At 63.9% G+C, this 26481-nt stretch carries 24 protein-coding genes and 1 tRNA gene; 10 read left to right on the top strand and 15 right to left on the bottom strand.

The genetic code is table 11. The annotated features are described in order from the left end of the window. Positions 1-94: 94 nt before the first annotated feature. The 6 genes from clpP to GW587_RS11485 all read right to left on the bottom strand — a co-directional run bounded on the left by clpP (position 95) and on the right by GW587_RS11485 (position 7000). Positions 95-712 (bottom strand): ATP-dependent Clp endopeptidase proteolytic subunit ClpP, encoded by a 618-nt coding sequence (clpP, locus tag GW587_RS11510; protein WP_371875574.1) that lies wholly within the window; start codon positions 710-712, stop codon positions 95-97. Positions 713-800: 88 nt separating this feature from the next. Then, on the bottom strand, positions 801-2141 hold the full coding sequence (gene tig / locus GW587_RS11505) for a trigger factor (RefSeq protein ID WP_166102578.1): 1341 nt from the start codon (positions 2139-2141) through the stop codon (positions 801-803). Between the two features lie 32 nt (positions 2142-2173). Continuing rightward, positions 2174-2260, bottom strand: a tRNA-Leu gene (locus GW587_RS11500). A 173-nt stretch (positions 2261-2433) separates the two neighbouring features. Beyond that, a complete protein-coding gene (locus tag GW587_RS11495) occupies positions 2434-2847 on the bottom strand; it encodes a DUF4124 domain-containing protein (protein WP_229259406.1) in 414 nt (137 codons plus the stop codon). After that, positions 2847-5936 (bottom strand): efflux RND transporter permease subunit, encoded by a 3090-nt coding sequence (locus GW587_RS11490; protein WP_166102574.1) that lies wholly within the window; start codon positions 5934-5936, stop codon positions 2847-2849. The genes GW587_RS11495 and GW587_RS11490 overlap by 1 nt, the downstream gene beginning before the upstream one ends. Beyond that, on the bottom strand, positions 5933-7000 hold the full coding sequence (locus GW587_RS11485) for an efflux RND transporter periplasmic adaptor subunit (protein WP_207393438.1): 1068 nt from the start codon (positions 6998-7000) through the stop codon (positions 5933-5935). Before GW587_RS11485 ends, GW587_RS11490 begins: the two co-directional genes overlap by 4 nt. 203 nt (positions 7001-7203) lie before the next feature. On the opposite strand from GW587_RS11485, the gene hpnC reads away from it, so the two are divergent. The 3 genes from hpnC to GW587_RS11470 all read left to right on the top strand — a co-directional run bounded on the left by hpnC (position 7204) and on the right by GW587_RS11470 (position 8775). Further along, positions 7204-8046, top strand: coding sequence for a squalene synthase HpnC (gene hpnC / locus GW587_RS11480; RefSeq protein ID WP_166102570.1), 843 nt, complete (start codon positions 7204-7206; stop codon positions 8044-8046). A gap of 65 nt (positions 8047-8111) precedes the next feature. Continuing rightward, the gene (locus GW587_RS11475) at positions 8112-8516 is read left to right on the top strand and encodes a hypothetical protein (protein ID WP_166102569.1); all 405 of its coding nucleotides are present in this window, start codon (positions 8112-8114) and stop codon (positions 8514-8516) included. Positions 8517-8580: 64 nt separating this feature from the next. Then, positions 8581-8775 carry a hypothetical protein gene (locus GW587_RS11470; protein ID WP_166102567.1) on the top strand — a complete coding sequence of 65 codons (195 nt, stop codon included), beginning with the start codon at positions 8581-8583 and terminating at the stop codon, positions 8773-8775. Here GW587_RS11470 and GW587_RS11465 read toward each other — a convergent pair. Then, the gene (locus GW587_RS11465) at positions 8764-9171 is read right to left on the bottom strand and encodes a hypothetical protein (protein WP_166102565.1); all 408 of its coding nucleotides are present in this window, start codon (positions 9169-9171) and stop codon (positions 8764-8766) included. The two genes, GW587_RS11470 and GW587_RS11465, sit on opposite strands and share 12 nt — an antisense overlap. A 154-nt stretch (positions 9172-9325) precedes the next feature. Between GW587_RS11465 and hpnD the strand changes: the two genes are divergently transcribed. The 4 genes from hpnD to GW587_RS11445 all read left to right on the top strand — a co-directional run bounded on the left by hpnD (position 9326) and on the right by GW587_RS11445 (position 13317). Then, a complete protein-coding gene (hpnD, locus tag GW587_RS11460) occupies positions 9326-10159 on the top strand; it encodes a presqualene diphosphate synthase HpnD (RefSeq protein WP_166102562.1) in 834 nt (277 codons plus the stop codon). Beyond that, positions 10152-11588 (top strand): hydroxysqualene dehydroxylase HpnE, encoded by a 1437-nt coding sequence (gene hpnE / locus GW587_RS11455; RefSeq protein WP_371875573.1) that lies wholly within the window; start codon positions 10152-10154, stop codon positions 11586-11588. The genes hpnD and hpnE overlap by 8 nt, the downstream gene beginning before the upstream one ends. 111 nt (positions 11589-11699) lie before the next feature. After that, positions 11700-12500: a DUF1700 domain-containing protein gene (locus GW587_RS11450; RefSeq protein ID WP_166102559.1), complete on the top strand. Its 801-nt coding sequence runs from the start codon at positions 11700-11702 to the stop codon at positions 12498-12500. A gap of 10 nt (positions 12501-12510) precedes the next feature. Then, positions 12511-13317 carry a head GIN domain-containing protein gene (locus GW587_RS11445; protein ID WP_166102556.1) on the top strand — a complete coding sequence of 269 codons (807 nt, stop codon included), beginning with the start codon at positions 12511-12513 and terminating at the stop codon, positions 13315-13317. A gap of 1 nt (position 13318) precedes the next feature. On the opposite strand, the gene GW587_RS11440 is transcribed toward GW587_RS11445, so the two are convergent. Beyond that, positions 13319-14590 (bottom strand): TIGR03862 family flavoprotein, encoded by a 1272-nt coding sequence (locus tag GW587_RS11440; protein WP_166102553.1) that lies wholly within the window; start codon positions 14588-14590, stop codon positions 13319-13321. Between the two features lie 31 nt (positions 14591-14621). Here GW587_RS11440 and GW587_RS11435 point away from each other — a divergent pair, with 31 nt between their 5' ends. Beyond that, positions 14622-14867 (top strand): hypothetical protein, encoded by a 246-nt coding sequence (locus GW587_RS11435; protein WP_229259393.1) that lies wholly within the window; start codon positions 14622-14624, stop codon positions 14865-14867. 67 nt (positions 14868-14934) lie between these two features. On the opposite strand, the gene moaD is transcribed toward GW587_RS11435, so the two are convergent. Genes moaD through thrC form a run of 3 tightly spaced genes read right to left on the bottom strand, consistent with a single transcriptional unit; the run spans position 14935 to position 17887 of the window. Then, on the bottom strand, positions 14935-15189 hold the full coding sequence (gene moaD / locus GW587_RS11430) for a molybdopterin converting factor subunit 1 (protein ID WP_166102550.1): 255 nt from the start codon (positions 15187-15189) through the stop codon (positions 14935-14937). Further along, a complete protein-coding gene (locus GW587_RS11425; RefSeq protein ID WP_166102547.1) occupies positions 15189-16409 on the bottom strand; it encodes a molybdopterin molybdotransferase MoeA in 1221 nt (406 codons plus the stop codon). Before GW587_RS11425 ends, moaD begins: the two co-directional genes overlap by 1 nt. 2 nt (positions 16410-16411) lie before the next feature. After that, complete coding sequence (gene thrC, locus GW587_RS11420; RefSeq protein WP_166102544.1) at positions 16412-17887, bottom strand: threonine synthase; 1476 nt, start codon at positions 17885-17887, stop codon at positions 16412-16414. 174 nt (positions 17888-18061) lie between these two features. On the opposite strand from thrC, the gene GW587_RS11415 reads away from it, so the two are divergent. Beyond that, complete coding sequence (locus GW587_RS11415; protein WP_166102541.1) at positions 18062-20815, top strand: putative bifunctional diguanylate cyclase/phosphodiesterase; 2754 nt, start codon at positions 18062-18064, stop codon at positions 20813-20815. Here GW587_RS11415 and GW587_RS11410 read toward each other — a convergent pair. Genes GW587_RS11410 through kbl form a run of 3 tightly spaced genes read right to left on the bottom strand, consistent with a single transcriptional unit; the run spans position 20796 to position 24392 of the window. Next, a complete protein-coding gene (locus GW587_RS11410; protein ID WP_166102537.1) occupies positions 20796-22190 on the bottom strand; it encodes an L-serine ammonia-lyase in 1395 nt (464 codons plus the stop codon). The two genes, GW587_RS11415 and GW587_RS11410, sit on opposite strands and share 20 nt — an antisense overlap. Continuing rightward, positions 22190-23161, bottom strand: coding sequence for an NAD-dependent epimerase/dehydratase family protein (locus GW587_RS11405; RefSeq protein WP_166102534.1), 972 nt, complete (start codon positions 23159-23161; stop codon positions 22190-22192). Before GW587_RS11405 ends, GW587_RS11410 begins: the two co-directional genes overlap by 1 nt. A 25-nt stretch (positions 23162-23186) precedes the next feature. Beyond that, entirely contained in the window at positions 23187-24392 is a 1206-nt protein-coding gene (gene kbl / locus GW587_RS11400; RefSeq protein ID WP_166102531.1) for a glycine C-acetyltransferase, read from the bottom strand. 159 nt (positions 24393-24551) lie between these two features. Between kbl and GW587_RS11395 the strand changes: the two genes are divergently transcribed. Then, positions 24552-25127, top strand: a complete 576-nt coding sequence (locus GW587_RS11395; protein ID WP_166102528.1) for a helix-turn-helix domain-containing protein — start codon at positions 24552-24554, stop codon at positions 25125-25127. Here the strand turns inward: GW587_RS11395 and GW587_RS11390 are convergent, their stop codons facing one another. Then, positions 25128-26330, bottom strand: a complete 1203-nt coding sequence (locus GW587_RS11390) for an ammonium transporter (RefSeq protein WP_166102526.1) — start codon at positions 26328-26330, stop codon at positions 25128-25130. It abuts the gene before it with no gap. Between the last annotated feature and the right edge of the window lie 151 nt (positions 26331-26481).

Here is a 26481-nt window from a genome sequence, read left to right as displayed (position 1 = left end):
GTCCGCCTACAACCACATGCTACCCGAAATAAAAACGAAACGCCCGAACGATTGATCGCCCGGGCGTTTTTTCAGCAATGCTGCGATGGACGCATCAAGCCCGGGTGGCCAACACTTTGTCGATCAAACCGTACTCTACAGCCTCTTCCGCCGACATGAAGCGGTCGCGATCGGTGTCTTTGGCGATCTGCTCGACGGATTGGCCGGTGCGCTCCGCCATGATCGAGTTCAGGCGATGACGCAGGTACAGGATTTCCTTGGCCTGGATCTCGATGTCCGAAGCCATGCCCTGCGAGCCGCCCGACGGCTGGTGAATCATGATGCGCGAGTTCGGCAGCGAGAAACGCTTGCCCTTGGCGCCGGCGGCCAGCAGGAAGGCGCCCATCGAGGCGGCGATCCCGGTGCACAGCGTCGAGACGTCCGGCTTGATGAACTGCATCGTATCGAAGATCGCCAGGCCGGCCGAGACCGAACCGCCAGGCGAGTTGATGTACAGCGAGATATCCTTGTCCGGATTTTCGCTTTCCAGGAACAGCAACTGGGCCACCACCAGGTTGGCCATCTGGTCGTGGACCGGGCCGACCATGAAGATAATGCGTTCCTTGAGCAGACGCGAGTAGATGTCGTAAGAGCGCTCGCCGCGGCCGCTTTGTTCCACCACCATCGGCACCAGGCCGAGCATTTCAGTGTCCAGCGCCGGATTTCGGTTCATACCAGTCATTCCATTTCCTTGTGAAGCAGCTTTAAGAGGCCGGAGATTTCATCATATATCAAAATCGCATCGTCCGGCCCGAGCTGTATTACGCTTGAGCGTTGCTTCCCATCAGTTCGTCGAAGGCCACAACCTTGGACGACGTTTTCGACAGGCCCAGGACGTAGTTGACGACGTTTTCTTCCAATACAAGGGCTTCGACTTCAGCCAGACGGCGACGGTCGCTGTAGTAGTACTTCAGCACTTCGCGCGGGTCTTCGTAGCTCTGTGCGAAGTCTTCGACTTGCGCCTTGACCTGTTCAGGCTGGGCTTGCAGCTTGTTCTCGCCGACCAGTTGCGACAGGATCAGGCCCAGGCGTACGCGACGCTCGGCTTTTTCCGCGAACAGTTCTGGTGGGAATGGCACGTCCTTGACGTTCATGCCGCGCTGCGCCATGTCCTGACGGGTCATTTCGGCCAGACGCTCCGTGTCCTGGGCGACCAGGGCTTTAGGCACGTCCAGGGTCGCGGTTTTCACCAGCGCGTCCATGACGGCTTCCTTGTTGCGTGCCTTGACACGGCCCGCGACTTCGCGTTCCAGGTTGACTTTGATGTCTTCGCGCATTTTGGCGATGTCGCCGTCGGCCACGCCCAGCGATTTGGCGAACTCGGCGTCGACTTCCGGCAGGTGCGCCCATTCCAGCTGCTTCAGGGTGATGGTGAACGAGGCGGTCTTGCCGGCCACGTCCTTGCCATGGTAGTCCTCTGGGAAGGCCAGTGGGAAGGTCTTCGATTCGCCGACTTTCAGGCCGATGGTGGCGGCTTCGAATTCCGGCAGCATGCGGCCTTCGCCCAGCACGAACGGGTAGTCTTCGGCTTTGCCGCCTGGGAACTCAACGCCGTCGATCGAACCGACGAAGTCGACGGTTGCCTTGTCGCCGTTGGCCGCGACTGCTTCGCCGCCGTCGCCGTGCTCACCGGCCACGCCCTTGGCGTGGAAGTGCACGCGCTGCTTGCGCAGGATGTCGATGGTCTTGTCGATTTCCGCTTCCGACACTTCGGCCTTGACGGTTTCGATTTCCACGGTGGTCAGGTCGCCGACGACGACTTCCGGGTAGATTTCGAAGGTCGCGTCGAAGGTCAGGACGCCGTCCGGCGAATCCTGCTTCGGCTCGATGTTCGGGTAGCCGGCCACGCGCAGTTGGTTTTCGTTTGCTGCATCGTTGAATGCGCGGCCAACTTTATCGTTCAGCACTTCGGTCTCGATCTGATAACCGTATTGTGCCGCGACCATTTTCATTGGAACTTTGCCCGGACGGAAGCCCGGTGCCTTAGCCGATTTGGCTTGCACTTTCAGGCGCTTCTCAACTTCCGTGCGGACTTCGGTCAGCGGGAAGGAGATCGTGATACGACGTTCGAGTTTGCCTAAGGTTTCGACTGCAGTTGCCATGTAAAAATCGTCCAAAAAATAAGAAATACAGTTGGTGCGAGGAGGGGGACTCGAACCCCCACACCATTGCTGGCGTCAGGACCTAAACCTGGTGCGTCTACCAATTTCGCCATCCTCGCGGCATGTTTGCACAAAAGCAAAGGGCGACCCGTAAGTGAAAACGGTCGCCCTGTTCCCATTAAATACCCGGGAGCTTTCAACTTCAACGCGATATTCTAACGGGTTTTTTAGCGAAATGTGGCGATTTTTATTCTCTCGCCAACATTAGCGCGATTTTTGCCCGATTTAACGCTCAGCGGCAGGATTTCGCCTCGCGCAATTGCCTGCGCAGCTCGGCCTGCAGGCGGTCTTTGTCCCGATTTTGAATACTGCTGATATCGACTTCCAGCTTGCGGATGTCGTGCTCCGTCGGGCAGGATTTCTGCGCCACCGCGCCCCGCTCTTCGCGCACCGTTTCCCGCACCAGTTGGCGCAACTCCTGCTCCGGGTACGCCGGCCGGTTGTCGGACACGACCGGCATCGGCGGCGCGGGCGGCGGGTCGTGCCGGGCAGTGGCCGGGCCGTCGATCTTGCGCTGCTCGCCGCTGGCACATGGCGTGTCCTGGTAGGACAGCTGGCCGCTGGCTTGCTTGCAGCGGTAGATCTCGGCCTGCGCGGCGCCCGCCGCCAGCAGCAGCGCGCAGGCCGATAGCCATTTGATCCTCATCACGCCTGCGGCTTCTTGACGCGGAACCAGGCCGCGTACAGCGCCGGCAGGAACAGCAGGGTCAGCGCGGTGGCCAGGATCAGCCCGCCCATGATGGCCACCGCCATCGGTCCCCAGAACACCGAACGCGACAGCGGAATCATCGCCAGCGCGGCGGCCGCCGCGGTCAGGATGATCGGCCGGCAGCGCCGCACCGCCGATTCGACGATCGCGGTCCACGGATCGTGGCCGGCGGCGATATCCTGCTCGATCTGGTCGACCAGGATCACCGAGTTGCGGATGATCATGCCGAACAGCGCGATGATGCCAAGGTTGGCCACGAAGCCCAGCGGCCGCCCCATCACCAGCAAGGCCATCGCCGCCCCCGCCACGCCCAGCGGCCCGGTCAGGAACACCAGCAGCGCGCGCGAGAAGCTATGCAGCTGCAACATCAGCAGCGTGAAGATCAGGAAGATCGCCAGCGGAAGGTTGGCGGCGATCGACGCCTCCGCCGTGCCGCTGTCGGCCGCCGCGCCCTTGACGGTGATGGCGTAGCCGGCCGGCAGCGCGTCGCGCAGCGCCTTCAGCTGCGGGTCGATCTGGCCGGAGACGGTCGGCCCCTGGATATTGTCGGCGACGTCGGACTGCACTGTGATCGCCCAGTCGCGCCCTTCGCGCCATACCACGCCCGGCTCCCACACGAAATGCGCGCGCGCCAGCTGGCTGATGGTCACCGACTTTCCGTCGCTGGTCGGGATGTTGGTGTCGTTCAGGATCGAGATCGTGTTGCGCTCCTCGATCGGCTGGCGCACCTGAATGTCGATCAGCTTGATGCCTTCGCGGAACTGGCCGATGGTGGTGCCCGACAGGATCGTGTTGGCGGCGCGCATCACCGTTTGCGAGGTCACGCCCAGCGCGCGCATCTTGTCCTGGTCCAGATCCAGCCGCAGCACCTTGATCGACTCGTTCCAGTTGTCATTGACGCCCAGCGTGTTCGGATTGGCGCGCATGATGTCCTTGACCCGGTCGGCGATGGCGCGCACCTTGTCCACCTCGCCGCCGGTGACGCGGAACTGCACCGGATACGGCACCGGCGGCCCGTTCGGCAGCAGCTTGACGCGGCCGCGCACTTCAGGGAAGTCCTGCTTGAAGATGTCGACGATCTTGTCGCGCAGCGCCGAGCGCGCTTTCAGGTCCTTCGGCAGCACCACGATCTGCGACACGTTGGTCTGCGGGAAGATCTGGTCCAGCGGCAGGTAAAAGCGCGGCGAACCGGTGCCGACATAGCTGGTCACGCTGACCACGCCGTCCTGCTTGCGGATGAAGGCTTCGAACTTCTTCACCTGCGCCTCGTTGGCGGCGAAGGTCGTGCCCTCCGGCGTCCACAGCTCGACCATCAGCTCGGGCCGGCTGGAATCCGGGAAGAACTGCTTCTCGATGAACTTGAAGCCGTACACGCCCAGCGCGAACACCACCAGCGTCGCCACGATCGTGGTCTTGCGGTATTCGACGCACCAGTTGACCACGGCGCGGAACTTGCGGAAGCCCGGCGTGTCGAACAGATCGTGATCGCCGGCGCCGTCCGCATGCGGCTTGACCTTCAGCAGCACGTAGCCGAGGTAAGGCGTGAACGTCACCGCCACCACCCACGAAATCACCAGCGCCAAGGCGTTGACCGAGAACAGCGAGAAGGTGTACTCGCCCGCCGCCGACTTGGCTAGCCCGATCGGCAGGAAGCCCGCCACCGTGATCAAGGTGCCGGTCAGCATCGGAATCGCGGTGGATTTATAAGCGAAGGTGGCGGCGTCGAAGCGCGACATGCCCTCCTCCATCTTGCGCACCATCATTTCCACCGCGATGATGGCGTCGTCCACCAGCAGGCCCAGCGCGATGATCAGCGCGCCCAGCGATATTTTATGCAAGTCGATGTTCAGCACCCGCATGAACAGGAAGGTGACCGACAACACCAGCGGTATCGTCAGCGCCACGACCAGGCCCGGCCGCACGTCCAGCCGCAGCTTCGGTTTGCTGTGCAAGCCCAGCGCCACGAAACTGACCGCCAGCACGATCAGCACCGCCTCGATCAGCGTGTGCACGAATTCGCCCACCGAGGCCTTGACCGCCTCCGGCTGGTCCGACACCCGCTCCAGCTCGATACCGACCGGCAGCTTGGCCTTCATCGCCGCCACGGTCTTTTCCATGTGCTTGCCGAGCTCGATGATGTTGCCGCCCTTCTCCATCGAGACGCCCAGGCCGATCACTTCCTTGCCGTTGAAACGCATCTTGTTGCCCGGCGGGTCTTGGTATTCGCGCTTGATGACCGCAAAGTCGCCCAGCCTGAAGGTGGTGCCGTTCGCGCGCAGCTCCAGCTCCTCCAGGTCCTTGACGGTTTTCAGCGCGCCGGTGACGCGCACCTGCAGATTGTCGGTCGGCGTCACCAGCACGCCGGTCGATTCCACGCTGTTCTGGGTCGCGATCTGGTTGACGATGGCCTCGAACGGCACGCCCAGCTGGGCGAACTTCTTGTGCGAGAACTCGATATTGATTTTCTCGTCCTGCACGCCGAACAGCTCGACCTTGGACACCAGCGGCACGCCCAGCAGTTGCTGGCGCACGAAGTCGGCGTAGTCCTTCATCTCGGCATAGGTGAAACCGTCGCCGGACAGCGCGAAGATCGAACCGTAGGTATCGCCGAACTCGTCATTGAAGAACGGCCCCTGCACGCCCGGCGGCAAGGTGCCACGGATGTCGCCGATCTTCTTGCGCACCTGATACCAGGATTGCGCCACTTCCTTGGGCGGCGCCGATTCGCGCAGCTTGAGGATGATGGTGGTCTCGCCCGGCTTGGAGTAGCTGGAGATCTCGTCGATGTCGGGGGTTTCCTGGAGCTTTTTCTCCAGCTTGTCGGTGACCTGCTCGGCCATCTGCAAGGAGGTCGCGCCCGGCCAGTTGGCCCGCACCACCATCGCGCGGAAGGTGAACGGCGGATCCTCGTCCTGCCCCAGGTTGGAATAGCTGAGCGCGCCGCCGATCAGCAGCACCGCGATCAGGTAGCGGGTCAGCGGAATGTGTTCGAGCGCCCAGCGTGAGAGGTTGAAGCCATCCTTCATTTGGCGGCCCCTGCGGCGACCGGCAGGTCTTCGCCGAGAATCTTGACCTTCTGCCCCGGCTTGAGCAGATTGACGCCGGCCGTGACCACGGTCTGGCCGGCCTTGACGCCGCTGCCGAGCACCAGCTCGTTGCCGGCGGCGCCGGCGATGCTGACCGGCACCAGCTTGACCGCGCCGCCCTCCACCACCCACACCGAAGTCGTGGATTTTTCATAGAACAGCGCCGTCAACGGCACCTTGATCTGCGGCGTCGCCGTCTTGGAGGCGAACTGCACCACCGCCGTCATGCCCAGCTTGGCTTCAGCCAGACTGTCCGGGATCGACACCTTGACCGTATAAGTACGCGTGGCCGGATCGGCCACCGGCGAGATCTCGCGGATCTTGCCCGCCACCAGCTTCTTCGGATCGGCCCACAGGCGCACCTGCACGTCCTGTACGCGGCGCAGCGTCTCGACCTTGTCTTCCGGCAGCCCGATGACGATTTCCTTCTCGCCCGACTTGGCGACCCGCACCACCGGCGTGCCCGGCGTCACCACCTGGCCGACTTCGGCGTCGACCGACGTCACCACGCCGTCGACGTCGGACACCAGCGCCGCGTAGCCGGCCTGGTTGGACTGGCCGCGATACCCCGCCTGCGAGGCGTCGACATTGGCCTGCGCCGCCTTATAGGTGGATTCCTTGGCGTCCAGCACCGCCTGGCTGACGAAACTCTTGCTGCGCAGTTCCTGATAGCGCTGCAGCTCGGCCTTGGCCAGGTCGCGATTGGTTTCGGCGGCGCGCAGGCCGGCCAGCGCCTGCGCCTGCGACAATTTCAGGTCCTGCGGATCGAGCTGCATCAACACCTGGCCGTGCTTGACCAAGGTGCCGACATCGACCTTGCGAGCGACGATCTTGCCGCCGACGCGGAAGCCGAGCCGCGATTCGACGCGGGCCCGCACCTCGCCGGAAAACTCGGCGTTGACGTCGATATCGTTGCTGGCCAGCTTGATGACGCGCACCGGGCGGATATCCTCGACCTTTTCGGCCGGCTTGGAACAGCCCGCCAAGGTGGCGGCGAAGAGCATACTGAATAAGAGAGGGGAAATCTGACGCTGAATTTTCGGCACAACCACGATATTGTCCTTTAGCTTGCTCTGTAGTCTGGATGGCACTACTATTACGGGTTGGAAATTAATGACTTTCCGTTAATTAATTATATGCCGAGCAAATTCGTTTGCAAATGACTTTCGCGTCATTAATTTTAAATTTTTGCTTTAGGCCCCGTTTTATGCCGGTTGATCACTACGAAAACTTCCCCGTCGCTTCGATTTTGTTGCCAAGCCGTCTACGGCCGGCGGTCGAAGCCATCTATGCCTTCGCCCGCAGCGCCGACGACCTGGCCGACGAAGGCGACGCCACGCCCGAGCAGCGGCTGGCGGCGCTGAACGCCTACGAGGCGTCGTTGCAGCGCATCGAGCAAGGCGGAAGCGGCCATGAGCCGATCTTCGAGCAACTGGCGCAGGTGGTGCGCGAGTACGAGCTGCCGCTGCGGCCGATGTACGACCTGCTGTCGGCGTTCAAGCAGGATGTGGTGGTCAGCCGCTACCAGACCTACGAGTCGCTGCTGGACTATTGCGCGCGTTCGGCCAATCCGGTCGGCTTCATGATGCTGCATCTGTACGGCGCGGCGGACGAGGACAACATCCGCGACTCGGACGCGATCTGCACCGCGCTACAGCTGATCAACTTCCTGCAGGATGTGGCGGTGGATTTGCACAAGGAGCGCATTTATATACCGCTGGAGGATCTGAACCGTCACGCCATCTCGCCGGCGGCGCTGGACAGCGCGAGCGCGCGGCCACGCTGGCGTTCGCTGATGCGGTTCGAAGTGGACCGCGCCCGCGCCCTGATGCTGAGCGGCGCGCCGCTGGCCTTGCGCCTGAAGGGCAGGATCGGCCTCGAACTGCGGCTGGTGGTGCAAGGCGGGCTGCGCATCCTGGATGCGATCGAAGCGGCCGAATACGACGTCTTCCTGCACCGCCCCAAGCTGACCCGGCGCGACTATATCGGCATCGTCTGGGCCGCGCTGCGTATGAAAAAGCAGCTAAAAACCGCCTTCAGCGCGGTTTGATCCCGCTCAATTGAAACATCCGTGGGGAGCACTACACTGGAAAGACACACTTCCGGATCGTAGAAATGAACGACATGACGCGCGAGGAGATCGATGCAAAGCTCGAAGCGACCGAGGCGCGGCGAGATGCCCAGATTGCGTCGATCAATGGCAAAATCGACATCCTCATCAACAGGCTGGATAGCCACTCGCAACGGATGGATCGCCTGGAGCGTACGATCGAAGCCACGACCGGGATGCTGTCCAGCCTGAGGACCACGGTCATCCTCACCGGCATCAGCTCTTCACTTGCAATCATCTTCGGAGTGGCAAGCTTCAACGCCGCCCTGCTTTCGAACATGACTTCGATGTATGACTCCGGAAAAAGCAACGCGGAGATGCAGCAGGAAACACGCAGACAGGTCGAACAGACAGCGGCGCTGCTGAAGCAGATGCAGGAAAAATACGGCAAGCAAGCCGCGCACGATTAACTCGTTGCCGCTGCACAATTTCACATTGTCATGTTACCGTTCACAAAAATCGTGAGGTAATAAGATGCAAGCCATCGACAGGTCGCCGCGACCCGATACCGAAACATCGAAAATTGTGGAAACAGGCATCAGCCTGCTGCATAGCCGGGGCCGCGCATTCGCGTCCGAGTTCCTGGTGCGGCGGGATATTCCGTTCAGCGTGATCGTACGGGTGCTGTCGGACCCGCCATGGCGCCGCCGTTCGGGACTACGGCGCTAGGTTCTGGTTGGAGCTAAGTTTCCGCTCAGCGGTCCGCTCCGGAATAGCCGGTGCGGGAGCAGAAGACGATGGCACGGATTGCTTGACCGGCAACGCCGACGGCTTGGTTTGCTTGAGCACGAACTCGCGCACCGACGCCGCTTCCGACACCGAGATCGCCGTCTGGCAATTGATGCCCTCGTTGGAGATCTGCCACTCCTGATAATCGCCGGTGCTCAGCTCGCGCTGTTTCTGCTCATCCAACTGCTTGCAGCGGCCGGCCACGTCGTTCGCCTCCTGCAGATTCTGGGTGTAATAGGTGGCAGACTTCATCGGCGTCGTGTCTTCCGCCGACAAGCCGTCGCATCCGCCAAGCAAGGGGATGAGGATCAAAGCTGCGACTATCTGCGGATTCATACGGATACTTCTCCTTCAAAGGTAACGTATTGTATCCTCAAATGACTTTCTTTAGCATCCTGTGCTAATTACCTGCTTGTGCCAAATAATGAACCGGGAGTGCAGGCCCTTCCTATAGAATAGCGGCTTCGATAGTCCATCTTGCTTTTTATTCATGTCCCCAGACGACTACTGCCAGCAAAAGACCGCCCAAAGCGGCTCCAGTTTTTACTATAGTTTTCTGTTCCTGCCGCCTGAACGCCGCCGCGCCATCACCGCCCTGTACGCCTTCTGCCGCGAAGTGGACGACACCGTCGACGAATGCACCGATGAATCGATCGCCCGCATCAAGTTGGCCTGGTGGCGCAAGGAAATCGCCAACATGTACGAAGGCACCCAGACCCACCCGGTGACGCTGGCGCTGCAACCGCATGTTGCGGTCTACGACCTGAAGCAGGAACACCTGCAAGCCATCATCGACGGCATGGAAATGGACCTGAACCAGACCCGCTACCTCGACTACGCCGCCCTGACCCGCTATTGCTGGCACGTCGCCAGCGTGGTCGGCATCCTGTCGGCCAGCATCTTCGGCGTGACCAAGCCGCAGACGCTGCAATTCGCCGAAAAGCTGGGCCATGCCTTCCAGCTGACCAACATCATCCGCGACGTCGGCGAGGATGCCCGCAAAGGCCGCATCTACCTGCCGATCAGCGAGTTACAGCAATTCAACGTCACCGCCGCCGACCTGCTCAACGCCCGCCATACCGAGAACTTCGAAAAGCTGATGGCGTTCCAGATCGCCCGCGCCCAGACCGCCTACGACGACGCCTTCGCGCTGCTGCCGAAGGAAGACCGCCGCGCCCAGCGCCCCGGCCTGATGATGGCCGCCATCTACCGCACGCTGCTGACCGAGGTGGAAGCCGACGGCTACCACGTGCTCTCGCAGCGCATTTCGCTCACGCCCATCCGCAAGCTCTGGCTGGCGTGGAAGACCTACATTCGTGGCTGAGGTGATCGTGGCCGAGCCGCCTGAAGACAAACGCCTGGCCGCCAAGGCCGAACCCGATCTGACTTCGCGCTCGATCGCCGTGATCGGCAGCGGCTGGGCCGGTTGCGCAGCCGCCGTCGAGCTGGCGCGCGCCGGCTACAAGGTCACGCTGCTGGAATCGGCCCGCACCCTGGGCGGCCGCGCGCGCCGGGTCGACACCGACCGTGCCCACCTCGACAACGGCCAGCACATCCTGCTCGGCGCCTACAGCGAAACGCTGCGGCTGATGAAGCTCACCGGCGTCGACCGCAAGCAGGCGCTGCTGACCTTGCCGCTGCAAATGCGCTATCCGGACGGCAGCGGCGGCATGGACTTCGCCGTTCCCGAGCTGCCGCTGCCCGCGCCGCTGCATCTGGCCGCCGCCTTGCTGCGCGCCAAGGGCTTGCAACGGGAAGACAAACTGAGCCTGATGCGCTTCTCGACCGCCGCCCGCTGGATGGGCTGGCAGCTGAACGACGACTGCAGCGTCAGTGAACTGCTGCAACGCTTCGACCAGACTCCGCGCCTGATCCAGCTGATGTGGCGCCCGCTGTGCCTGGCCGCGCTGAACACGCCGCCGGAGCGCGCCTCGGCCCGGATCTTCCTCAACGTGCTGCGCGACAGCCTGGGCGCGCGCCGCCGTAGCGCTTCCGACATGCTGCTGCCGCGCGTCGACCTGAGCGCGCTGTTCCCGCAAGCGGCGGCCGCCTTCGTCGAAGCCCATGGCGGCTCGGTGCGCACCGGCGCCAAGGTGCAGGCGCTGCGCCCGATCGAAAACCGGCTGTGGCAGTTGAACATCAGCGGCGCGGCGGTCGGCGGCACCTGGAGCACCTATTTCAGCGGCGTGGTGCTGGCCACCGGCGCCAGCCAGGCCGCCACCCTGCTGCACGACATCCCGGACACCGACACCGCCGCCCTGTGCGCCCAGCTGACCGGCTTCGCGCCGGAAGCCATCACCACCTGCTATCTGCAATACGACCCGGCCACCAAACTTGGCCAGCCGTTCTACGCCTTGCTGGACGATGCCGAAAACCACCAATACGGCCAGTTCGTGTTCGACCGGGGCCAGCTGGATCCCGCCCAGGCCGGCCTGCTGGCGGTGATCATCAGCGCCTCCGCCAAGGCCGCCGACCAGCCGCAAGAGTTGCTGGCCGAGGCGCTGGCGGTGCAGCTGGCGGTGGTGTTCCAGCGCCCGGAACTCGGCCGTCCGACCTGGTTCAAGGTCATCACCGAAAAGCGCGCCACCTACGCCTGCTCGCCCGGATTGGTGCGCCCGAGCAACGCCAGCGGTCTGCCCGGCCTGGCCATCGCCGGCGACTACACCGCCAGCGACTACCCGGCGACGCTGGAAACGGCGGTGCGCAGCGGCATCGCCGCAGCCGCGTTGCTCAACCGGAGCGCCGTCCAGTAGCCCTATTTTGTCGCCTGTTCCGCAATTCATGCAGCCTGTCACATGCCCGTGGCGTATGGACAGATGCTTGCGTACAGTTGCACCATCGGCTAAGCCTATCGGATTGAAATCATGACCAAGCAGCAATACCTCGACGCGCTCAAGCAGGCAATGCAGGGTCTGCCACCGGAAACGGTGGCCAAGACCCTGGCCTACTACGAGCAGCGCTTCATCGACGGCCTGGTGGCCGGCCGAAGCGAAGCCGAGGTCTACCAGGAACTCGACGAGCCGCGCAAGATCGCCATGACGCTGCGCGCCACCGCCCATTTAAATGCTTTTGAGCAAAAGAAAACCCCGGTCAACCTGGCGCGCATGATGGTCTCCTTTGTTGGCCTGGCGATCTTCAACTTGTTCATGGTGATTCCGGCGATGGTCTACGCCTGCCTGCTGGGTGCGGTCTACATCACCGCCTTCGCCTTCTACATCGGCGGCGTGGCGCTGACCGCCAGCGGCTTGTCCGGCCAGAACGAGCTGGCGCTGGAGGGTCCGCTGCGACACGTGATGGAATTCACCAACGCGCATTTCGACAATCAGCAAGAGGAAGAGGACGCCCAAGGCTGGAGCGTGGCCATCAACAGCATGGGCGTGCAGGTCAGCAAGGACCAGCCGAGCGCCGACAGCACCCCCTCGGGCGACGAGAAACTCAGCCGCAGCGGCCGCCTGCTGAACCGCGCCGAGGCCGTGGCCGCCGGCGACGTGCATATCACCACCGATTTCGACAGCGGCGCCCGCACCACGCAAAGCCTGATCGGCTTCGGCATGATCCTCGGCGGAATCGGCCTGTGCCTGCTCAGCATCGTGCTGACGCGCTACACCATCGTCGGCCTGAAACGCTATGCGGCGATGAACGTCTCGCTGCTGCGCGGACGCTAAGGAGCAACTGATGCGAGCATTAATGAAAATCGGCGCCGGCCTGCTGGTCCTGGCCTTTGTGCTGATCGGCGTGACCTACAGCATGTTGAAGGCCTACGGCAGCACCAGCCCCACCAGCGTGGCCGGCCGTTCGCTGGGCGGTGAAACCCGCAAGATCGACGCCATGGCCACGGTGATCGACCTGAACGGCCCGATCGACCTGACGCTGACCCAAGGACCGGTGGCTTCGCTCAAGGTGCGCGGCGAACAGCGCTCGCTGGCGAATATCGAAACCATCCAGGATGGCCGCGACCTGCACATCGGCACCAAGGGCATGCTGCTCAATCCGCGGCACAAATTGCAGGTGGAGCTGGTGCTGCCGTCGCTGGAGGAACTGGTGGTGCGCAGCAGCGGCGACACCAAGGTCAGCGGCTTCAACGGCGAGAAGCTGGAACTGCAATTGCACGGCTCGGGCAATGTGAACTTCAACGGCCGCTATCGCGAAATGAGCGCCAGCGCGCATGGCAGCGGCACCCTCAACCTGAACGCCGGCAGCAGCGAGACCGTGGAGCTGGAGATGGTCGGCTCGGGCCAGATCACCGCCTCGGGCAGTTGCAAGGAACTGACCGCCGAGCTGACCGGCTCCGGCGACCTGAACGCGCGGCATCTGGCGTCGGACAAGGTCACGGTCAACCTCAAGGGCTCGGGCACCAGCCACGTCTTCGCCAAGCAGTCGGCCGACTTGACGCTGCGCGGCAGTGGCGATATCCGCGTGCTCGGCAATCCGGACCAGCGCAACGTCAGCCGCACCGGCTCCGGCGAAGTCAGCTGGGAGTAAGTCAGCCGCCGGCGCCGGCGCCGCCGCCTGACCCGCCCCAGGCCAGGGCATCGCGCCCCGCCGCCAAGCCACCGGCCAGGCAGGCGGTCAGCAGATAGCCGCCGGTCGGCGCCTCCCAATCGACCATCTCGCCGGCCACGAACACGCCCGGCGCCGCCTTCAGCATCGTCCCCTGCAACGCATCCCAGCGCACCCCGCCGGCGCTGCTGATCGCCTCGTCGATCGGACGCGGGCGCAGCAGCCGCACCGGCAGCAGCTTGATCGCCTGCGCCAAGCGCTCCACGTCGGCGAATTCCTCCTTGCTCAGGCACTCGCGCAGCAAGCCCGCCTTGACGCCCTTGATGCCCAGGCGGCTCTGCAAATGACTGGCCATCGAACGCGCGCCGCGCGGCCGCGCCACCTCATCGGCCACACGCTGCGCGCTCAGGTCGGGCAGCAGGTCGAGGTGGATCGTGGTGTGGCCGTCGGCCGCGATCTGGTCGCGCAAGGCGGCCGACAGCGCGTAAATCAGGCTGCCCTCGACCCCGCCCTGCGTCACCACGAACTGGCCCTGCTTGCGCGAGGTCTGCCCGTCGGCGCCGCGCGAGACGATGGCGACGGTGGTTAGCGGCTCGCCGGCGTGACGGCTGCTGAAATGTTCGCTCCAGTCGACGTCGAAGCCGCAGTTGGCCGGGACCAGCGGCGCGACATCGACGCCGCGCGCTTGCAGCAAAGGCAACCAAGCGCCGTCGGAGCCGAGCCGCGCCCAGCTGCCGCCGCCCAGGGCCAGCACCACCGCATCGGCGCGCAGCGTCAGCTCGGCGGTGGCGCCATCCTCGCGCGGCGCCGCGAACAGCAGCGCATCGTCGCGCCAGCCCAGCCAGCGGTGGCGTTGATGAAACTGCACGCCGCGCTCGCGCAGGCGATGCAGCCAGGCGCGCAGCAGCGGCGCCGCCTTCATATCGGTGGGGAACACGCGGCCCGAGGTGCCGATGAAAGTTTCCACGCCCAGGCCGTGTACCCAGTCGCGCACATCCTGCGGGCCGAAAGCGTCCAGCATGGCCCGCAGCGGCGCCGCTCCCTTGCCGTAGCGCGTGACGAAGTCGGGGTACGGTTCGGCGTGGGTGATGTTCATGCCGCCGCGCCCGGCCAGCAGGAACTTGCGACCGACCGACGGCATCGCGTCGTAGACGTCGACCTGCGCCCCGCCCTCGGCCAGCGTTTGCGCGGCCATGAGCCCGGCGGGACCGCCGCCGATGACGGCGACGCGAAAAGATGTCAAACTAGACTGCATGCATTCGGTCCGATACTAATTACAGGGAGATATGATGGGCGCGATATTCTGGATTAAACGCTATCTGCTGGCCGCCTTGCCGCTGTTCGCAATCTTGGCGGCGGTGGAATGGTTCAAGGGCTCGACCACGACCAACGATTATCTGAGCGCCGCCGTCTGGGCAGCCATAGCGGCGGGCATCTTCACCTATATGGCCTGGCGCCGCTTCCGCAACGACCAGGCTTGCGCCGTGTGCGACAGTCTGCCGGGCGTCGGCAAGGTCAAGAAGCCGCGCTAAGCGCGCCGCCGAAGGCTGTTGCGCCGCCGTCGGCCGCCGCAGCCACAGAAGCCGCAGCTCGCCGCTCCTAGCCGCCGGTAACCGGCGGGAAGAACGCCACCTCGGCGCCGTCGCCCACCGCTGTGTCGGCACCGCACATCTGCTGGTTGCAGGCCATGCGCAACGCCGGGCTGGCAAGCGCGGTGCGCCATTGCTCGCCGCGCGCGGCCAGATGCTCGCGCAGCGCGCCGACGGTGGCCACGCCCGCCGGCAATTCGATTGTCTCCGACGCCGCGCCCACGGCCTCGCGCACACTGGCAAAGAATTTTACGGTAACAGCCATCAGTGCATTAACTCGCTAAACGGTATAAATCGAACCACATCGCCGGAAGCGATGGCCTGGCCCGGCGGATTGTCGATCACGCCATCGCCCCACACGGTCGACGTCAGCACACCGGAACTCTGGTTGCTGAACAGCTCCAGACCGCCGGCCGCGTTGATGCGCGCGCGCAGGAACTCGTTGCGCTTGTCGGCCTTGGGCCAGTTGAAATCGGCGCACATGGCGAAGGCGCGCGGCGCGGTGTCGCCCTCCACGCCTTGCAGGCGCAAGATGAACGGCCGCACGAACATCAGGAAAGTGATGAAGCTCGACACCGGATTGCCCGGCAGACCGACGAAGAACGCATCCTTCACTTCGCCGAACGCCAGCGGCTTGCCCGGCTTGACGGCGATCTGCCACATGTTCAGCTTGCCCTCGGCTTCGACCGCCGGCTTGATGTGATCCTCTTCGCCGACCGACACGCCGCCGGAGGTGATGATCAAGTCATGGCCTTGCGCGCATTCGCGCAGCACCGAGCGGGTGGCGTCCAGCGAATCGGGCACGATGCCGAAATCGCTGATTTCGCAGCCCAGGTTCTCCAGCAATGCGCGCAGCGTGAAGCGGTTGGAATTGTAGATCGCCCCCGGCGCCAAAGGCTCGCCCGGCATGGTCAGCTCATCGCCGGTGAAGAACACCGCCACGCGCAGCTTGCGCTTGACCGGGAGCTCCGCCAGCCCGACCGATGCGGCCAAGCCCAATTCCTGGCTGCGCAAACGCACGCCGGCCGGCAGGATCACGGCGCCGGTCTTGATGTCCTCGCCGGCGCGGCGGATCCACTCGCCGGATTTCGGTGCGTGCTTGACGGTGACCGTGTCGCCCACCAGTTCGCACTGCTCCTGCATCACCACCGCATCGGCGCCTTCGGGAATCATCGCGCCGGTGAAGATGCGCGCGGCGGTCCCCGGCTGCAAGGGCTGGCCGACATAACCGGCCGGAATCCGCTGCGACACCGTCAGCGCCGCGTTACCGCTGGCGCAATCGGCGGCGCGCACCGCGTAGCCATCCATCTGTGTGTTGTCCATGCCCGGCACGTTCATGCCGGACACCTGCGCCGTCGCCAGCACGCGGCCATTGGCGGACAAGGTCGGGATGACCTCCGACTGCGCCACCGGACGCGCGGCCGCCAGCATCAAGGCCAGCGCCTCGCTGACCGCCAACATCGGCTTCGGCTTGTATTCGCTCATCTTCAGAGTCCGGTATTGGCCGCGATGTAAGCCTTCATCACCTCGACATCCGGCTTCATGACGACGAACTTCTGCGGCAGGTCTTCGATGTTCTCGAAGCCTTCCGGACGCTCGGCATCCTCGCCCAGCGCATCCAGTATGGTTTCATTGAACTTGGCCGCCAGCGCGGTCTCCAGCACGATCATGGTCACGCCGTTTTCCAGGTTTTCCTTGGCGACCTTGATGCCGTCTGCGGTGTGGGTATCGATGACGATGCCGTAATCGTCGGCCACGTCGCGGATGGTGTTCAGGCGGTCTTCATGGGTCGACTTGCCGGACTTGAAGCCGTATTTGGCCACCAGTTTGAACTCGTCGCCGTCGCTGCCAGGCTTGCCGGACAGGTCGAAGCCGCCCTGCGTCTCCACCTTGTGGAACAGCGCGCGGGTGCGCTCGCTGTCGCGGCCCACCAGATCGTAGATGAAACGCTCGAAGTTGGACGCCTTGGAGATGTCCATCGACGGGCTGCTGGTGTGGTAGGTCTCGGCCGACTTGCGCACGCGGTACACGCCGGTGCGGAAGAACTCATCCAGCACATCGTTCTCGTTGGTGGCGGCGACCAGCTTGGAAATCGGCAGTCCCATCATGCGGGCGATGTGGCCGGCGCAGATATTGCCGAAGTTCCCCGACGGGACGGTGAACGACACTTTCTGCTCGTTGGACGTGGTGGCGGCCAGATAGCCACGGAAGTAATACACCACCTGCGCCACGACGCGCGCCCAGTTGATCGAATTGACGGTACCGATCTTTTGCTTCGCCTTGAATTCCAGGTCGTTGGACACCGCCTTGACCATGTCCTGCGCATCATCGAACACGCCTTCGATGGCGATGTTGAAGATGTTCGGATCCTGGAGGCTGAACATCTGCGCGGTCTGGAACGCGCTCATTTTCTTGTGCGGCGACAGCATGAAAACGCGGATGCCCTTCTTGCCGCGCATCGCGTATTCGGCGGCGCTGCCGGTATCGCCGGAGGTCGCGCCGAAGATATTCAGCTGTGCGCTCTGCTTGGCCAGCGCGTACTCGAACAGATTGCCCAGCAGTTGCATCGCCATGTCCTTGAAGGCCAGCGTCGGACCGTTCGACAGCGCTTGCAGCACCAGCTTCTTGCCGCCCTCTTCCTCCAGCACGCGCAACGGCGTGATCTGGCTGGCTTTTTCGCCGGCGCGGACGTTCTTGTAGACTTCCTTGGTGTAGGTCTTGGCGGTCAGCGCGCGCAGGTCGGCTTCCGGAATATCGGTGGCGAACTTCTTCAGGATCTCGAAGGCCAGGTCGGCGTAGGACAGCTGGCGCCAGGCATCGAGTTCGGCGCCGGTCACTTGCGGATAGTCGGCGGGCAGGAACAGGCCACCGTCGGCGGCCAGGCCGCCCAGCAGAATGTCCGAGAATTGTTGGGAAGACGAGGCGGCGGCCGATGCGGCGGCGCGGGTAGACACGTATTGCATAAATTAGAAAAGTCCGGTTGAGCTGACGGCTAAAAGGCAGAACGGTACAAAGCGAGCGGATATTATAGTGCGCCCGGCCGTCATCCGTGAAATCACCGTTGTTTTATCGGTATCGGCGGCCACTTGCACGGCGACAAGCTCTATACTTGCGGCTTGCGCAACAGTGTGAAGATCATGTCCCTGCCCCCGTCCGCCGCACCGCGCCGTTTCGCCCATTATCTGTGGCTATGCCTCGGCGCGCTGTGCGTGGTGACGGCGGCCTTCGTGCTGTATGTCTGGTCCGAAAAGCGCATCGACCGCGCCAACCTGCAGCGCTACGCGGCGCGCAAACTGGTCAACGAACTGCGCCACTCGTCGGACGACCTGACGCGCATGGCGCGCACCTACGTCGTCACCGGCGAGCCGCAATACCGCCTGCACTATCAGGAAATCATCGACATCCGCGATGGCGTGCGCCCGCACCCGCAAGGCTACGACAACGTCTACTGGGATCTGGTGCTGGACGCCGGCCAGCCGCCACGCCCTTCGGAGCCGGCCATATCGCTGCTGGACCTGATGGCGCGCGCCGGCTTTTCGCCAGGCGAGCTGGCGCTGTTGGCCAGGTCCAAATCGGCGTCGGACCAGCTGGCCGCCACCGAAATCGTCGCCCTGAACATGCGCGACGGCGCGCACGGCGACGCGCGCGTGATCGCCGCCGCCACGGCCATGCTGTACGACGACGCCTATCACCGCGCCAAGGCGTCGATCATGCGACCCATCGCCGATGTCAACGACAGCGTCGACCGGCGCACCGGGCAGCAGGTCGAGTCCACCGTGAAGGAAGCGGCATTGGCGCGCGGCTTGTTTGTGCTGTTCGCGCTGATCCTGGTGGCGGTGACCTGGCGCGCCAAGCGCAAGCTCGATACGGCGCTGGGCTGCTCGGTCGACCAGCTGCAGGCGGCCATGGGTCGACTGGGCCGGGGCGACTTCGGCACGCCGCTGGCGGTACCGGCGCGGTCGGCCGACAGCGTCTGGAGCTGGCTGTCGGCGATGCAGAAAAGCCTGGCGCGGCTGGACGCCGAGCGCGCCGCCGCGCTGGAGCGCACACTACGCGTCAGCGGCCTGTATTCGGCGCTGAGCCAGTGCAACCAGGCCATCGTCCGCAGCCGCAGCGAGGCCGAACTGTTCGCGCGCATCGTCGACGGCGTGGTCGATCACGGCGGCATGACCATGGCCTGGATCGGCATCATCGATCCGCAGCGGCGCGAGGTGCGGTCGGCGGCAGCCGCCGGTGCCGGCATCGAATATCTGGGCCAGCTGGTCCTGCCTCTCGATTCCGGCCAACCCCAAGACGGCAGCCCGATAGGCCTGGCATACAGCGGCGGCGAGCCGCACTGGTGCCAGGACTTCCAGGCCGCGCCGGAAACCGGAAGCTGGCACGAACAAGGCGCCTGTTACGGCTGGCGGGCGTCGGCGGCGATCCCGTTGCGGCGCCGCGGCGAAATTATCGGATTCTTCGTGCTGTGCGCCGACACCACCCATGCTTTCGACAACGAAGTCCAGGCGCTGCTGCTGGAGATGACGCTCGATATCGAGTTCGCGCTGAAGAACTTCGACCGCGAGGCGGAACGCGAGCAGGCCAATGAACGCATCCAGTACCTGGCCCACCACGACGCCCTGACCGGCCTGCCGAACCGCGCGCAATTGCAGGAGCACACCCGCCACGCGCTGGCGCTGGCGCGGCGCAACCGCAGTTCGCTGGCGCTGCTGATGCTGGACCTCGACCACTTCAAGGACATCAACGACTCGCTGGGCCACAGCGTCGGCGACCTGCTGTTGTGCGAACTGTCGCAACGGCTGCGCCAATGCCTGCGCGAGGACGACATGGTGGCCCGCCTCGGCGGCGACGAATTCATCTTCGTGCTGGAACAGGTGGAGGCGGCCGACGCGGCGGCGGTGGCGCGCAAGCTGATCGACATGATCGGGCAGCCTTACAGCATCGGCGTGCACGATCTCAAGGTCTCGGCCTCGATCGGCATCGCCCTGTACCCGGCCGACGGCGCCGATCTGGAAACTCTGCTGCAAAGCGCGGACGCCGCCATGTACCAGGTCAAGCGCACCGGCCGCCACGACTACCGCTTCTTCACCCTGGCCATGCAGCACCGCGCGGCGCGCCATCTGCAAATGGTCAACGCGCTGCGCTACGCGCTGGAGCGCGAGCAGATGCAGGTGGTGTACCAGCCGCAGATTTCACTGGCGACCGGCCGCATCGTCGGCGCCGAGGCGCTGCTGAGATGGACCACACCGGAGCTGGGCGGCGCGGTGACGCCGGCGGAATTCATCCCGGCCGCCGAGGAAAGCGGATTGATCCTGCCGATCGGCGCCTGGGTGCTGCGCCAGGCCGTACGCCAGGCGCGCGCGTGGATCGACGCCGGCCTGCCGCCGGTGGCGATGGCGGTGAATCTGTCGGCGATGCAGTTCCGGAATACCGAACTGCCGGAGCTGATCGCGCAAATACTGGAAGAGGAAGGTCTGCCACCGTCCTACCTGGAACTGGAGTTGACCGAAGGCGTTGCCGCACACGACCCGCAGGGCGCGATCGCCATCATGAACCAGCTGCACGAACGCGGCGTACGGATGTCGATCGACGATTTCGGCACCGGCTACTCGTCGCTCAGCCACCTGAAGAAATTCAAAGTCTACAAGCTGAAGATCGACCAATCCTTCGTGCGCGACATCAGCACCGATGCCGAGGACAAGGCCATCGTCAGCGCCATCATCAACATGGCGCGCAGCCTGGGGCTGAAGACCATCGCCGAAGGCGTGGAGACCGCCGAACAGCTGTCGTTCCTGCGCGAGCAGCACTGCGATGAAATGCAGGGCTACTACTTCAGCAAGCCGGTGCCGGAAGCGGAGTTCCGGCAGCTGCTCAGCAAGCCGCGTGATTGACGGTGATGACGTGGATCGCCAGGCCGCCCAGCGAGGTTTCCTTGTACTTGGCCTGCATGTCGGCGCCGGTCTGGCGCATGGTCTCGATCACTTCGTCGAGGCTGACGAAATGGGTGCCGTCGCCCTTTAAAGCCAGCGAGGCGGCGGTGATGGCCTTGACCGCGCCCATGCCGTTGCGCTCGATGCACGGGATCTGCACCAGGCCGCCGATCGGGTCGCAGGTCATGCCCAGGTGGTGTTCGATGCCGATTTCGGCGGCGTTCTCGATCTGGCCATTGCTGCCGCCCAGCGCCGCCACCAGGCCGGCGGCGGCCATCGCGCATGCCACGCCGACTTCGCCCTGGCAGCCGATTTCGGCGCCGGAGATCGAAGCGTTGCGCTTGCACAGCATGCCGATGGCGGCGGCCGTCAGCATGAAGTCGCGCACGCCGGTGACCGGGTCGCTCGGCTTGCAGTCTTCCGCGTAGTAGCGCAGCACCGCCGGGATGATGCCGGCCGCGCCGTTGGTCGGCGCCGTGACCACGCGGCCGCCGGCGGCGTTTTCCTCGTTGACCGCCATCGCATACAGGCTGACCTGGTGCAGCGCGTCGTGCGGCAGTTCGTTGGCGCGGGCGCCGTTGATGTTCGCCTGGGTCCACAGGTTGGCGGCGCGGCGCTTGACGTTCAAGCCGCCCGGCAGCGTGCCGGCGGTGTCGAGGCCGTGCGCGATACAGTCATGCATGACCTTCCAGATCTTGTCGATACCGGTATTCAGCTCATCGTCGGACAGCTTGACGCGTTCGTTCGCGCGCAGCATTTGCGGGATGGTCAGGCTGCTCTTTTCGCCGTGGGCCAGCAGCTGTTCCATCGTATCGAAGGGGAACGGAATGGCGGCGGCGGGCGCGCTGCCAGTCACCGGCGCCGGTTGCTGCGCTTCACCCGCTTCCTTGATGAAGCCACCGCCGACCGAGTAATACACCTTGCTGAAGGTGGTTCCGTCGGCGCGGGTCAGCGTGAAGCGCATGCCGTTCGGGTGTTCGGCCAGCGATTCGGCCATGTGGAACACCAGGTGCGTGCCACGCTTGAACGGCACGGTGCGGCTGCCGAGCAGCTTGAGTTCACCGGCCGCTTCGGCTGCGGCCAGTTGCGTGTCGACCTCGGTCGGCACCACGTCCTGCGGGGTTTCGCCCATCAGGCCGAGGATCACCGCCTTGTCGGTCGCGTGGCCGATGCCGGTCAGGGCCAGCGAACCATACAGCTCGGCCTTGACTTCGATGACATCGTCGAGCGGAGCGCTATCGAGCAGAAAACGGCGGGCCGCCACCATCGGACCCACGGTGTGGGAACTCGACGGACCAATGCCGATCTTGAACAGGTCGAAAACGCTCATGTCCATTATGCCGCCTTGCCCAGGTGGACATCGACGTTGGCCAGCATGTCGGCCACCATTTCATCGATGCCGATGCGGGCCTTCCAGCCCCAGTCGGCGGTCGCGGTGGCGTCGTCCAGGCTTTGCGGCCAGGTGTCGGCGATGCCCTGGCGGCTGTCCGGCTTGTAGCCGATCTTGAAGTCGGGGACGGCGCGGGTGATCGCGGCGGCCAGCTGTTCAGGGTTGAACGACACGCCGGCCACGTTGTAGGCCGAACGCACCTTGACCTGCTCCGCCGGCGCTTCCATCAGTTCGATGGTGGCGCGGATCGCGTCGGGCATGTAAATCATTGGCAGCGTGGTTTGCGGGCCGAGGAAGCATTCATAGCGCTCGCCGCGCAGCGCCGAGTGGAAGATCGCGATGGCGTAATCGGTGGTGCCGCCGCCCGGTGGCGACTTGAAGCTGATGATGCCTGGGTAGCGGATCGAACGCACGTCCACCCCGTACTTGATGAAGTAGTATTCGCACAGGCGCTCGCCGGCCAGCTTGCTGATGCCGTAGATCGTGGTCGGATCCATCACCGTGGTCTGCGGCGTGTCGACGGCCGGCGTGTTCGGACCGAAGGCGGCGATCGACGATGGCCAGAACACTTTCAGCGGCTTGCCGATGGCGCCGCGCTCGCGCGCCACTTCCAGGATGTTCAGCAGGCCGTCCATGTTCAGCGTCCAGGCTTTCAGCGGCGCCGCTTCGCCGGTGGCGGACAGCATCGCCGCCAGTTGATACACCTGGGTGATGCCTTCTTCGGTGACCAGCGCCGCCAGCGCTTCCTTATCCAGCACGTTCAGCGGGGTGTAGCGCGCCGCGTTGTACAGGTTGGTCGGGCTGATGTCGCTGGCGATGACGTTCTGCGCGCCATGCCGGGAGGCCAGGGCCTCGACCAGTTCACTGCCGATTTGACCGTTGGCGCCGATGACGAGGATGCGTTGTGGGTTATTCATATTATTGTTCCTGACGATTTTCATGTTATTTGCTGAGCAGGCCAAGCTCATTGCCGGCCTGTTCGAATGCTTTCAGCACGGTGTCCAACTGCTCGCGGCTATGCGCGGCGGAGAGTTGAACACGGACGCGCGCCTGGCCCATCGGGACCACCGGGTAGAAGAAGCCGCTGAGCAGAACGCCCAGCTCATACATTCGTGCCGCGAATTTCTGCGCGACGGGCGCGTCGAACAACATGACGGGAACAACAGGGTGCGTACCCGGCTTGATGGTGAAGCCGATACGCTCGATCTCCTTGCGGAAGTAAGCGGTGTTTTCGTGCAGGCGGTCGCGCAGCTCGGTCGATTGCGACAGGCGCTCCAGCACCGCCAGCGAGGCGCCGGCAATCGACGGCGACAGCGTGTTCGAGAACAGGTAGGGACGCGATTTCTGGCGCAGCATGTCGATCACTTCCTTGCGCGCCGAGGTGAAACCGCCCATCGCGCCGCCCAGGGCCTTGCCCAGCGTGCCGGTGATGATGTCGATGCGGCCCATGACGTTGTGGTGCTCGTGCGTGCCGCGGCCGGTCTTGCCCATGAAGCCGGAGGCGTGGCACTCGTCGATCATCACCAGCGCGCCGTACTTGTCGGCCAGGTCGCAGATCTTGTCCAGCTGGGCGATGGTGCCGTCCATCGAGAACACGCCGTCGGTGACGATGACCTTGTGGCGCTTGTCGGCGGCCGCGATCAGCTGCGCTTCCAGGTCGGCCATGTCGTTGTGGGCGTAGCGGAAGCGCGCTGCCTTGCACAGGCGGATGCCGTCGATGATCGAGGCGTGGTTCAACGCATCGGAGATGATGGCGTCGTTCTCGTCGAACAGCGGCTCGAACACGCCGCCATTGGCGTCGAAGGCGGCCGCGTACAGGATGGTGTCTTCGGTACCAAGGAACGTGGAGATCGCCTGCTCCAGCTGCTTGTGCACGGTCTGGGTGCCGCAGATGAAGCGCACCGACGACAGACCATAGCCGTATTTCTCGGTGGCCGCGATGGACGCCTGCGCCACCCATTCCTGGCCCGACAGGCCGAGGTAATTGTTGGCGCACATATTGATCAGCATTCGGCCATCCTCGCTCTGCACTTCCGAACCCTGGCGCGAGGCCAGGACGCGTTCAGGCTTGTACAGGCCCTGTTCGCGCAATTGGTCCAGGTTCTGCTGCAGGCCGCTGAAGAAAGTGTTTTTTGCCGGGATGCTCATGATGATCCTTGTCTATGGTACGATTTCACCGCGTTAGAAGAAATCCGTTATTTCGAACTCAAATTCAATATATCGAATATTACAGAGAAGCAGTGAACTTCGCAAGACGCGCGAGCGCAATGATTCCTTTGAAATTTAGTCCATCTGCCGAATAAAACAATGAAAACAACCGTTTCGACGAATGCTCCTCCGGAAGTCGGCGCCGCCCTGCAACGGCTGCGCCTTGCCAGAGGCCTGACGCTGGAGGATTTATCGCGTATCGCCGGGGTATCGAAGTCGATGCTGTCGCAGATCGAGCGTGAGAAAGCCAATCCGACCATCGCCATCACCTGGCGCCTGGCCAATGCGCTGGGGGTGCCGATCGGCGAACTGCTGGCCACGGCGCAGCGCGAGACCGAGACCGTGCGCGTGATCGAAGCGCACGAGATCCCCACCCTGCCCGGCCATCACGCCGGCTATGTGTTGCGCATCCTGGGGCCGCTGGAACTGGCCAGCAAGTATGAATGGTATGAACTGACGCTGGCGCCCGGCGGCGAACTGGCGTCGCAGGGCCACGATCCCGGCGCGCAGGAACATTTGACGCTGCTCCACGGCTCGGTGGAGGTGGAGGTTGGAGCGGACAAGAAGAAAATCAAACTGGGCAGCACCGCGCGCTACCCGGGAGACCAGCAGCACATCATCCGCAACGTCGGCAAGACCGAGGCGAAGGCGCTGCTGGTGGTGATCCACCGCTGATCACCAGTTGGCTTCGCGCTCCGGCGTGGAGCTGATGCGGTGGATCGACAGGTCGGCGCCCTGGAATTCCTCCTCCGGATCAAGCCGCAGGCCCAGCGTGGCCTTCAGCGCGCCGTAGATGGCGTAGCCGCCGGCCAGCGCGATCGTCACGCCCAGCGCGGTGCCAGCCAGTTGCGCCAGCAGCGAGACGCCGCCGACGCCACCCAACTCCTTATGCCCGAAGATGCCCGCCGCGATGCCGCCCCATGCGCCGCACAGGCCGTGCAGCGGCCAGACGCCCAGCACGTCGTCGATCTTCCATTTGTTTTGCGCCAGCGTGAACATCCAGACGAAGATGGCGCCGGCGATGCCGCCGGTGACCAGCGCGCCCAATGGATGCATCAGATCGGAGCCGGCGCATACCGCCACCAGTCCGGCCAGCGGGCCGTTGTAGGCGAAGCCCGGATCATTCTTCCCCATCAGCAGCGCCACCAGTGTGCCGCCCACCATTGCCATCAGCGAATTCACGGCGACCAGGCCGTTCATCTTGTCCAACGACTGCGCGCTCATCACGTTGAAGCCGAACCAGCCCACGGTCAGGATCCAGGCGCCCAGCGCCAGGAACGGAATCGACGACGGCGGATGGGCGGCGATGGCGCCGTTCTTCATGTAGCGTCCGCGACGCGCGCCCAGCAGCAGCACGGCGGGCAGCGCGATCCATCCGCCGACCGCGTGGACCACCACCGATCCGGCGAAGTCGTGGAAGCCGGCGCCGAAAGCCTGCGCCAGCCATTCCTGCACGCCGAAGCGGTTGTTCCAGACGATCCCCTCGAAAAAGGGATAGACCAGGCCGACCAGCAAGGCGGTCGCTATCAATTGAGGATGGAAGCGCGCCCGCTCGGCGATGCCGCCCGAGATAATCGCGGGGATGGCGGCGGCAAAGGTCAGCAGGAAGAAAAATTTGACCAGCTCATAGCCGTTCCTGGCCGCCAGCAGGTCGGCCGAAGCGAAGAAATTGACGCCATAGGCGATGCTGTAACCGACGAAGAAATAGGCGATGGTCGATACCGCGAAGTCCACCAGGATCTTGACCAGCGCATTGACCTGGTTTTTCTTGCGCACAGTCCCGAGCTCCAGGAACGCGAAACCCGCGTGCATGGCCAGGATCATGATGGCGCCGAGCAAAATGAATAGTGCGTCGGCGCCGTCTTTGTGTTCACCCATCGAAATCACTCCCCAAAATAATGCAAAAATTAAAAACGAATATCCCTAAAAGCAATAATCGTTCCAATTTGGTGCAAATTTTAAGTGACTGATTTCAATGAGTTTTCAAATAGTGCGCCAGCACGCACCGGCCCGGTGCGCACTGTTGCAA

It is taken from the genome of Duganella aceris (assembly GCF_011090165.1).
GTDB classification, from domain to species: Bacteria; Pseudomonadota; Gammaproteobacteria; order Burkholderiales; family Burkholderiaceae_D; genus Rugamonas; species Rugamonas aceris.
Note: the sequence above shows the minus strand (reverse complement) of the source record. Positions and strands in the feature narration are given on the sequence as shown.

Excerpts from the sequence above, each read along its gene's own strand:
- clpP (WP_371875574.1), bottom strand. The coding sequence starts at position 712 with ATGAACCGAAATCCGGCGCTGGACACTGAAATGCTCGGCCTGGTGCCG.
- tig (WP_166102578.1), bottom strand. The coding sequence starts at position 2,141 with ATGGCAACTGCAGTCGAAACCTTAGGCAAACTCGAACGTCGTATCACG.
- GW587_RS11495 (WP_229259406.1), bottom strand. The coding sequence starts at position 2,847 with ATGAGGATCAAATGGCTATCGGCCTGCGCGCTGCTGCTGGCGGCGGGC.
- GW587_RS11490 (WP_166102574.1), bottom strand. The coding sequence starts at position 5,936 with ATGAAGGATGGCTTCAACCTCTCACGCTGGGCGCTCGAACACATTCCG.
- GW587_RS11485 (WP_207393438.1), bottom strand. The coding sequence starts at position 7,000 with ATGCTCTTCGCCGCCACCTTGGCGGGCTGTTCCAAGCCGGCCGAAAAG.
- hpnC (WP_166102570.1), top strand. The coding sequence starts at position 7,204 with ATGCCGGTTGATCACTACGAAAACTTCCCCGTCGCTTCGATTTTGTTG.
- GW587_RS11475 (WP_166102569.1), top strand. The coding sequence starts at position 8,112 with ATGAACGACATGACGCGCGAGGAGATCGATGCAAAGCTCGAAGCGACC.
- GW587_RS11470 (WP_166102567.1), top strand. The coding sequence starts at position 8,581 with ATGCAAGCCATCGACAGGTCGCCGCGACCCGATACCGAAACATCGAAA.
- GW587_RS11465 (WP_166102565.1), bottom strand. The coding sequence starts at position 9,171 with ATGAATCCGCAGATAGTCGCAGCTTTGATCCTCATCCCCTTGCTTGGC.
- hpnD (WP_166102562.1), top strand. The coding sequence starts at position 9,326 with ATGTCCCCAGACGACTACTGCCAGCAAAAGACCGCCCAAAGCGGCTCC.
- GW587_RS11450 (WP_166102559.1), top strand. The coding sequence starts at position 11,700 with ATGACCAAGCAGCAATACCTCGACGCGCTCAAGCAGGCAATGCAGGGT.
- GW587_RS11445 (WP_166102556.1), top strand. The coding sequence starts at position 12,511 with ATGCGAGCATTAATGAAAATCGGCGCCGGCCTGCTGGTCCTGGCCTTT.
- GW587_RS11440 (WP_166102553.1), bottom strand. The coding sequence starts at position 14,590 with ATGCAGTCTAGTTTGACATCTTTTCGCGTCGCCGTCATCGGCGGCGGT.
- GW587_RS11435 (WP_229259393.1), top strand. The coding sequence starts at position 14,622 with ATGATGGGCGCGATATTCTGGATTAAACGCTATCTGCTGGCCGCCTTG.
- moaD (WP_166102550.1), bottom strand. The coding sequence starts at position 15,189 with ATGGCTGTTACCGTAAAATTCTTTGCCAGTGTGCGCGAGGCCGTGGGC.
- GW587_RS11425 (WP_166102547.1), bottom strand. The coding sequence starts at position 16,409 with ATGAGCGAATACAAGCCGAAGCCGATGTTGGCGGTCAGCGAGGCGCTG.
- thrC (WP_166102544.1), bottom strand. The coding sequence starts at position 17,887 with ATGCAATACGTGTCTACCCGCGCCGCCGCATCGGCCGCCGCCTCGTCT.
- GW587_RS11415 (WP_166102541.1), top strand. The coding sequence starts at position 18,062 with ATGTCCCTGCCCCCGTCCGCCGCACCGCGCCGTTTCGCCCATTATCTG.
- GW587_RS11410 (WP_166102537.1), bottom strand. The coding sequence starts at position 22,190 with ATGGACATGAGCGTTTTCGACCTGTTCAAGATCGGCATTGGTCCGTCG.
- GW587_RS11405 (WP_166102534.1), bottom strand. The coding sequence starts at position 23,161 with ATGAATAACCCACAACGCATCCTCGTCATCGGCGCCAACGGTCAAATC.
- kbl (WP_166102531.1), bottom strand. The coding sequence starts at position 24,392 with ATGAGCATCCCGGCAAAAAACACTTTCTTCAGCGGCCTGCAGCAGAAC.
- GW587_RS11395 (WP_166102528.1), top strand. The coding sequence starts at position 24,552 with ATGAAAACAACCGTTTCGACGAATGCTCCTCCGGAAGTCGGCGCCGCC.
- GW587_RS11390 (WP_166102526.1), bottom strand. The coding sequence starts at position 26,330 with ATGGGTGAACACAAAGACGGCGCCGACGCACTATTCATTTTGCTCGGC.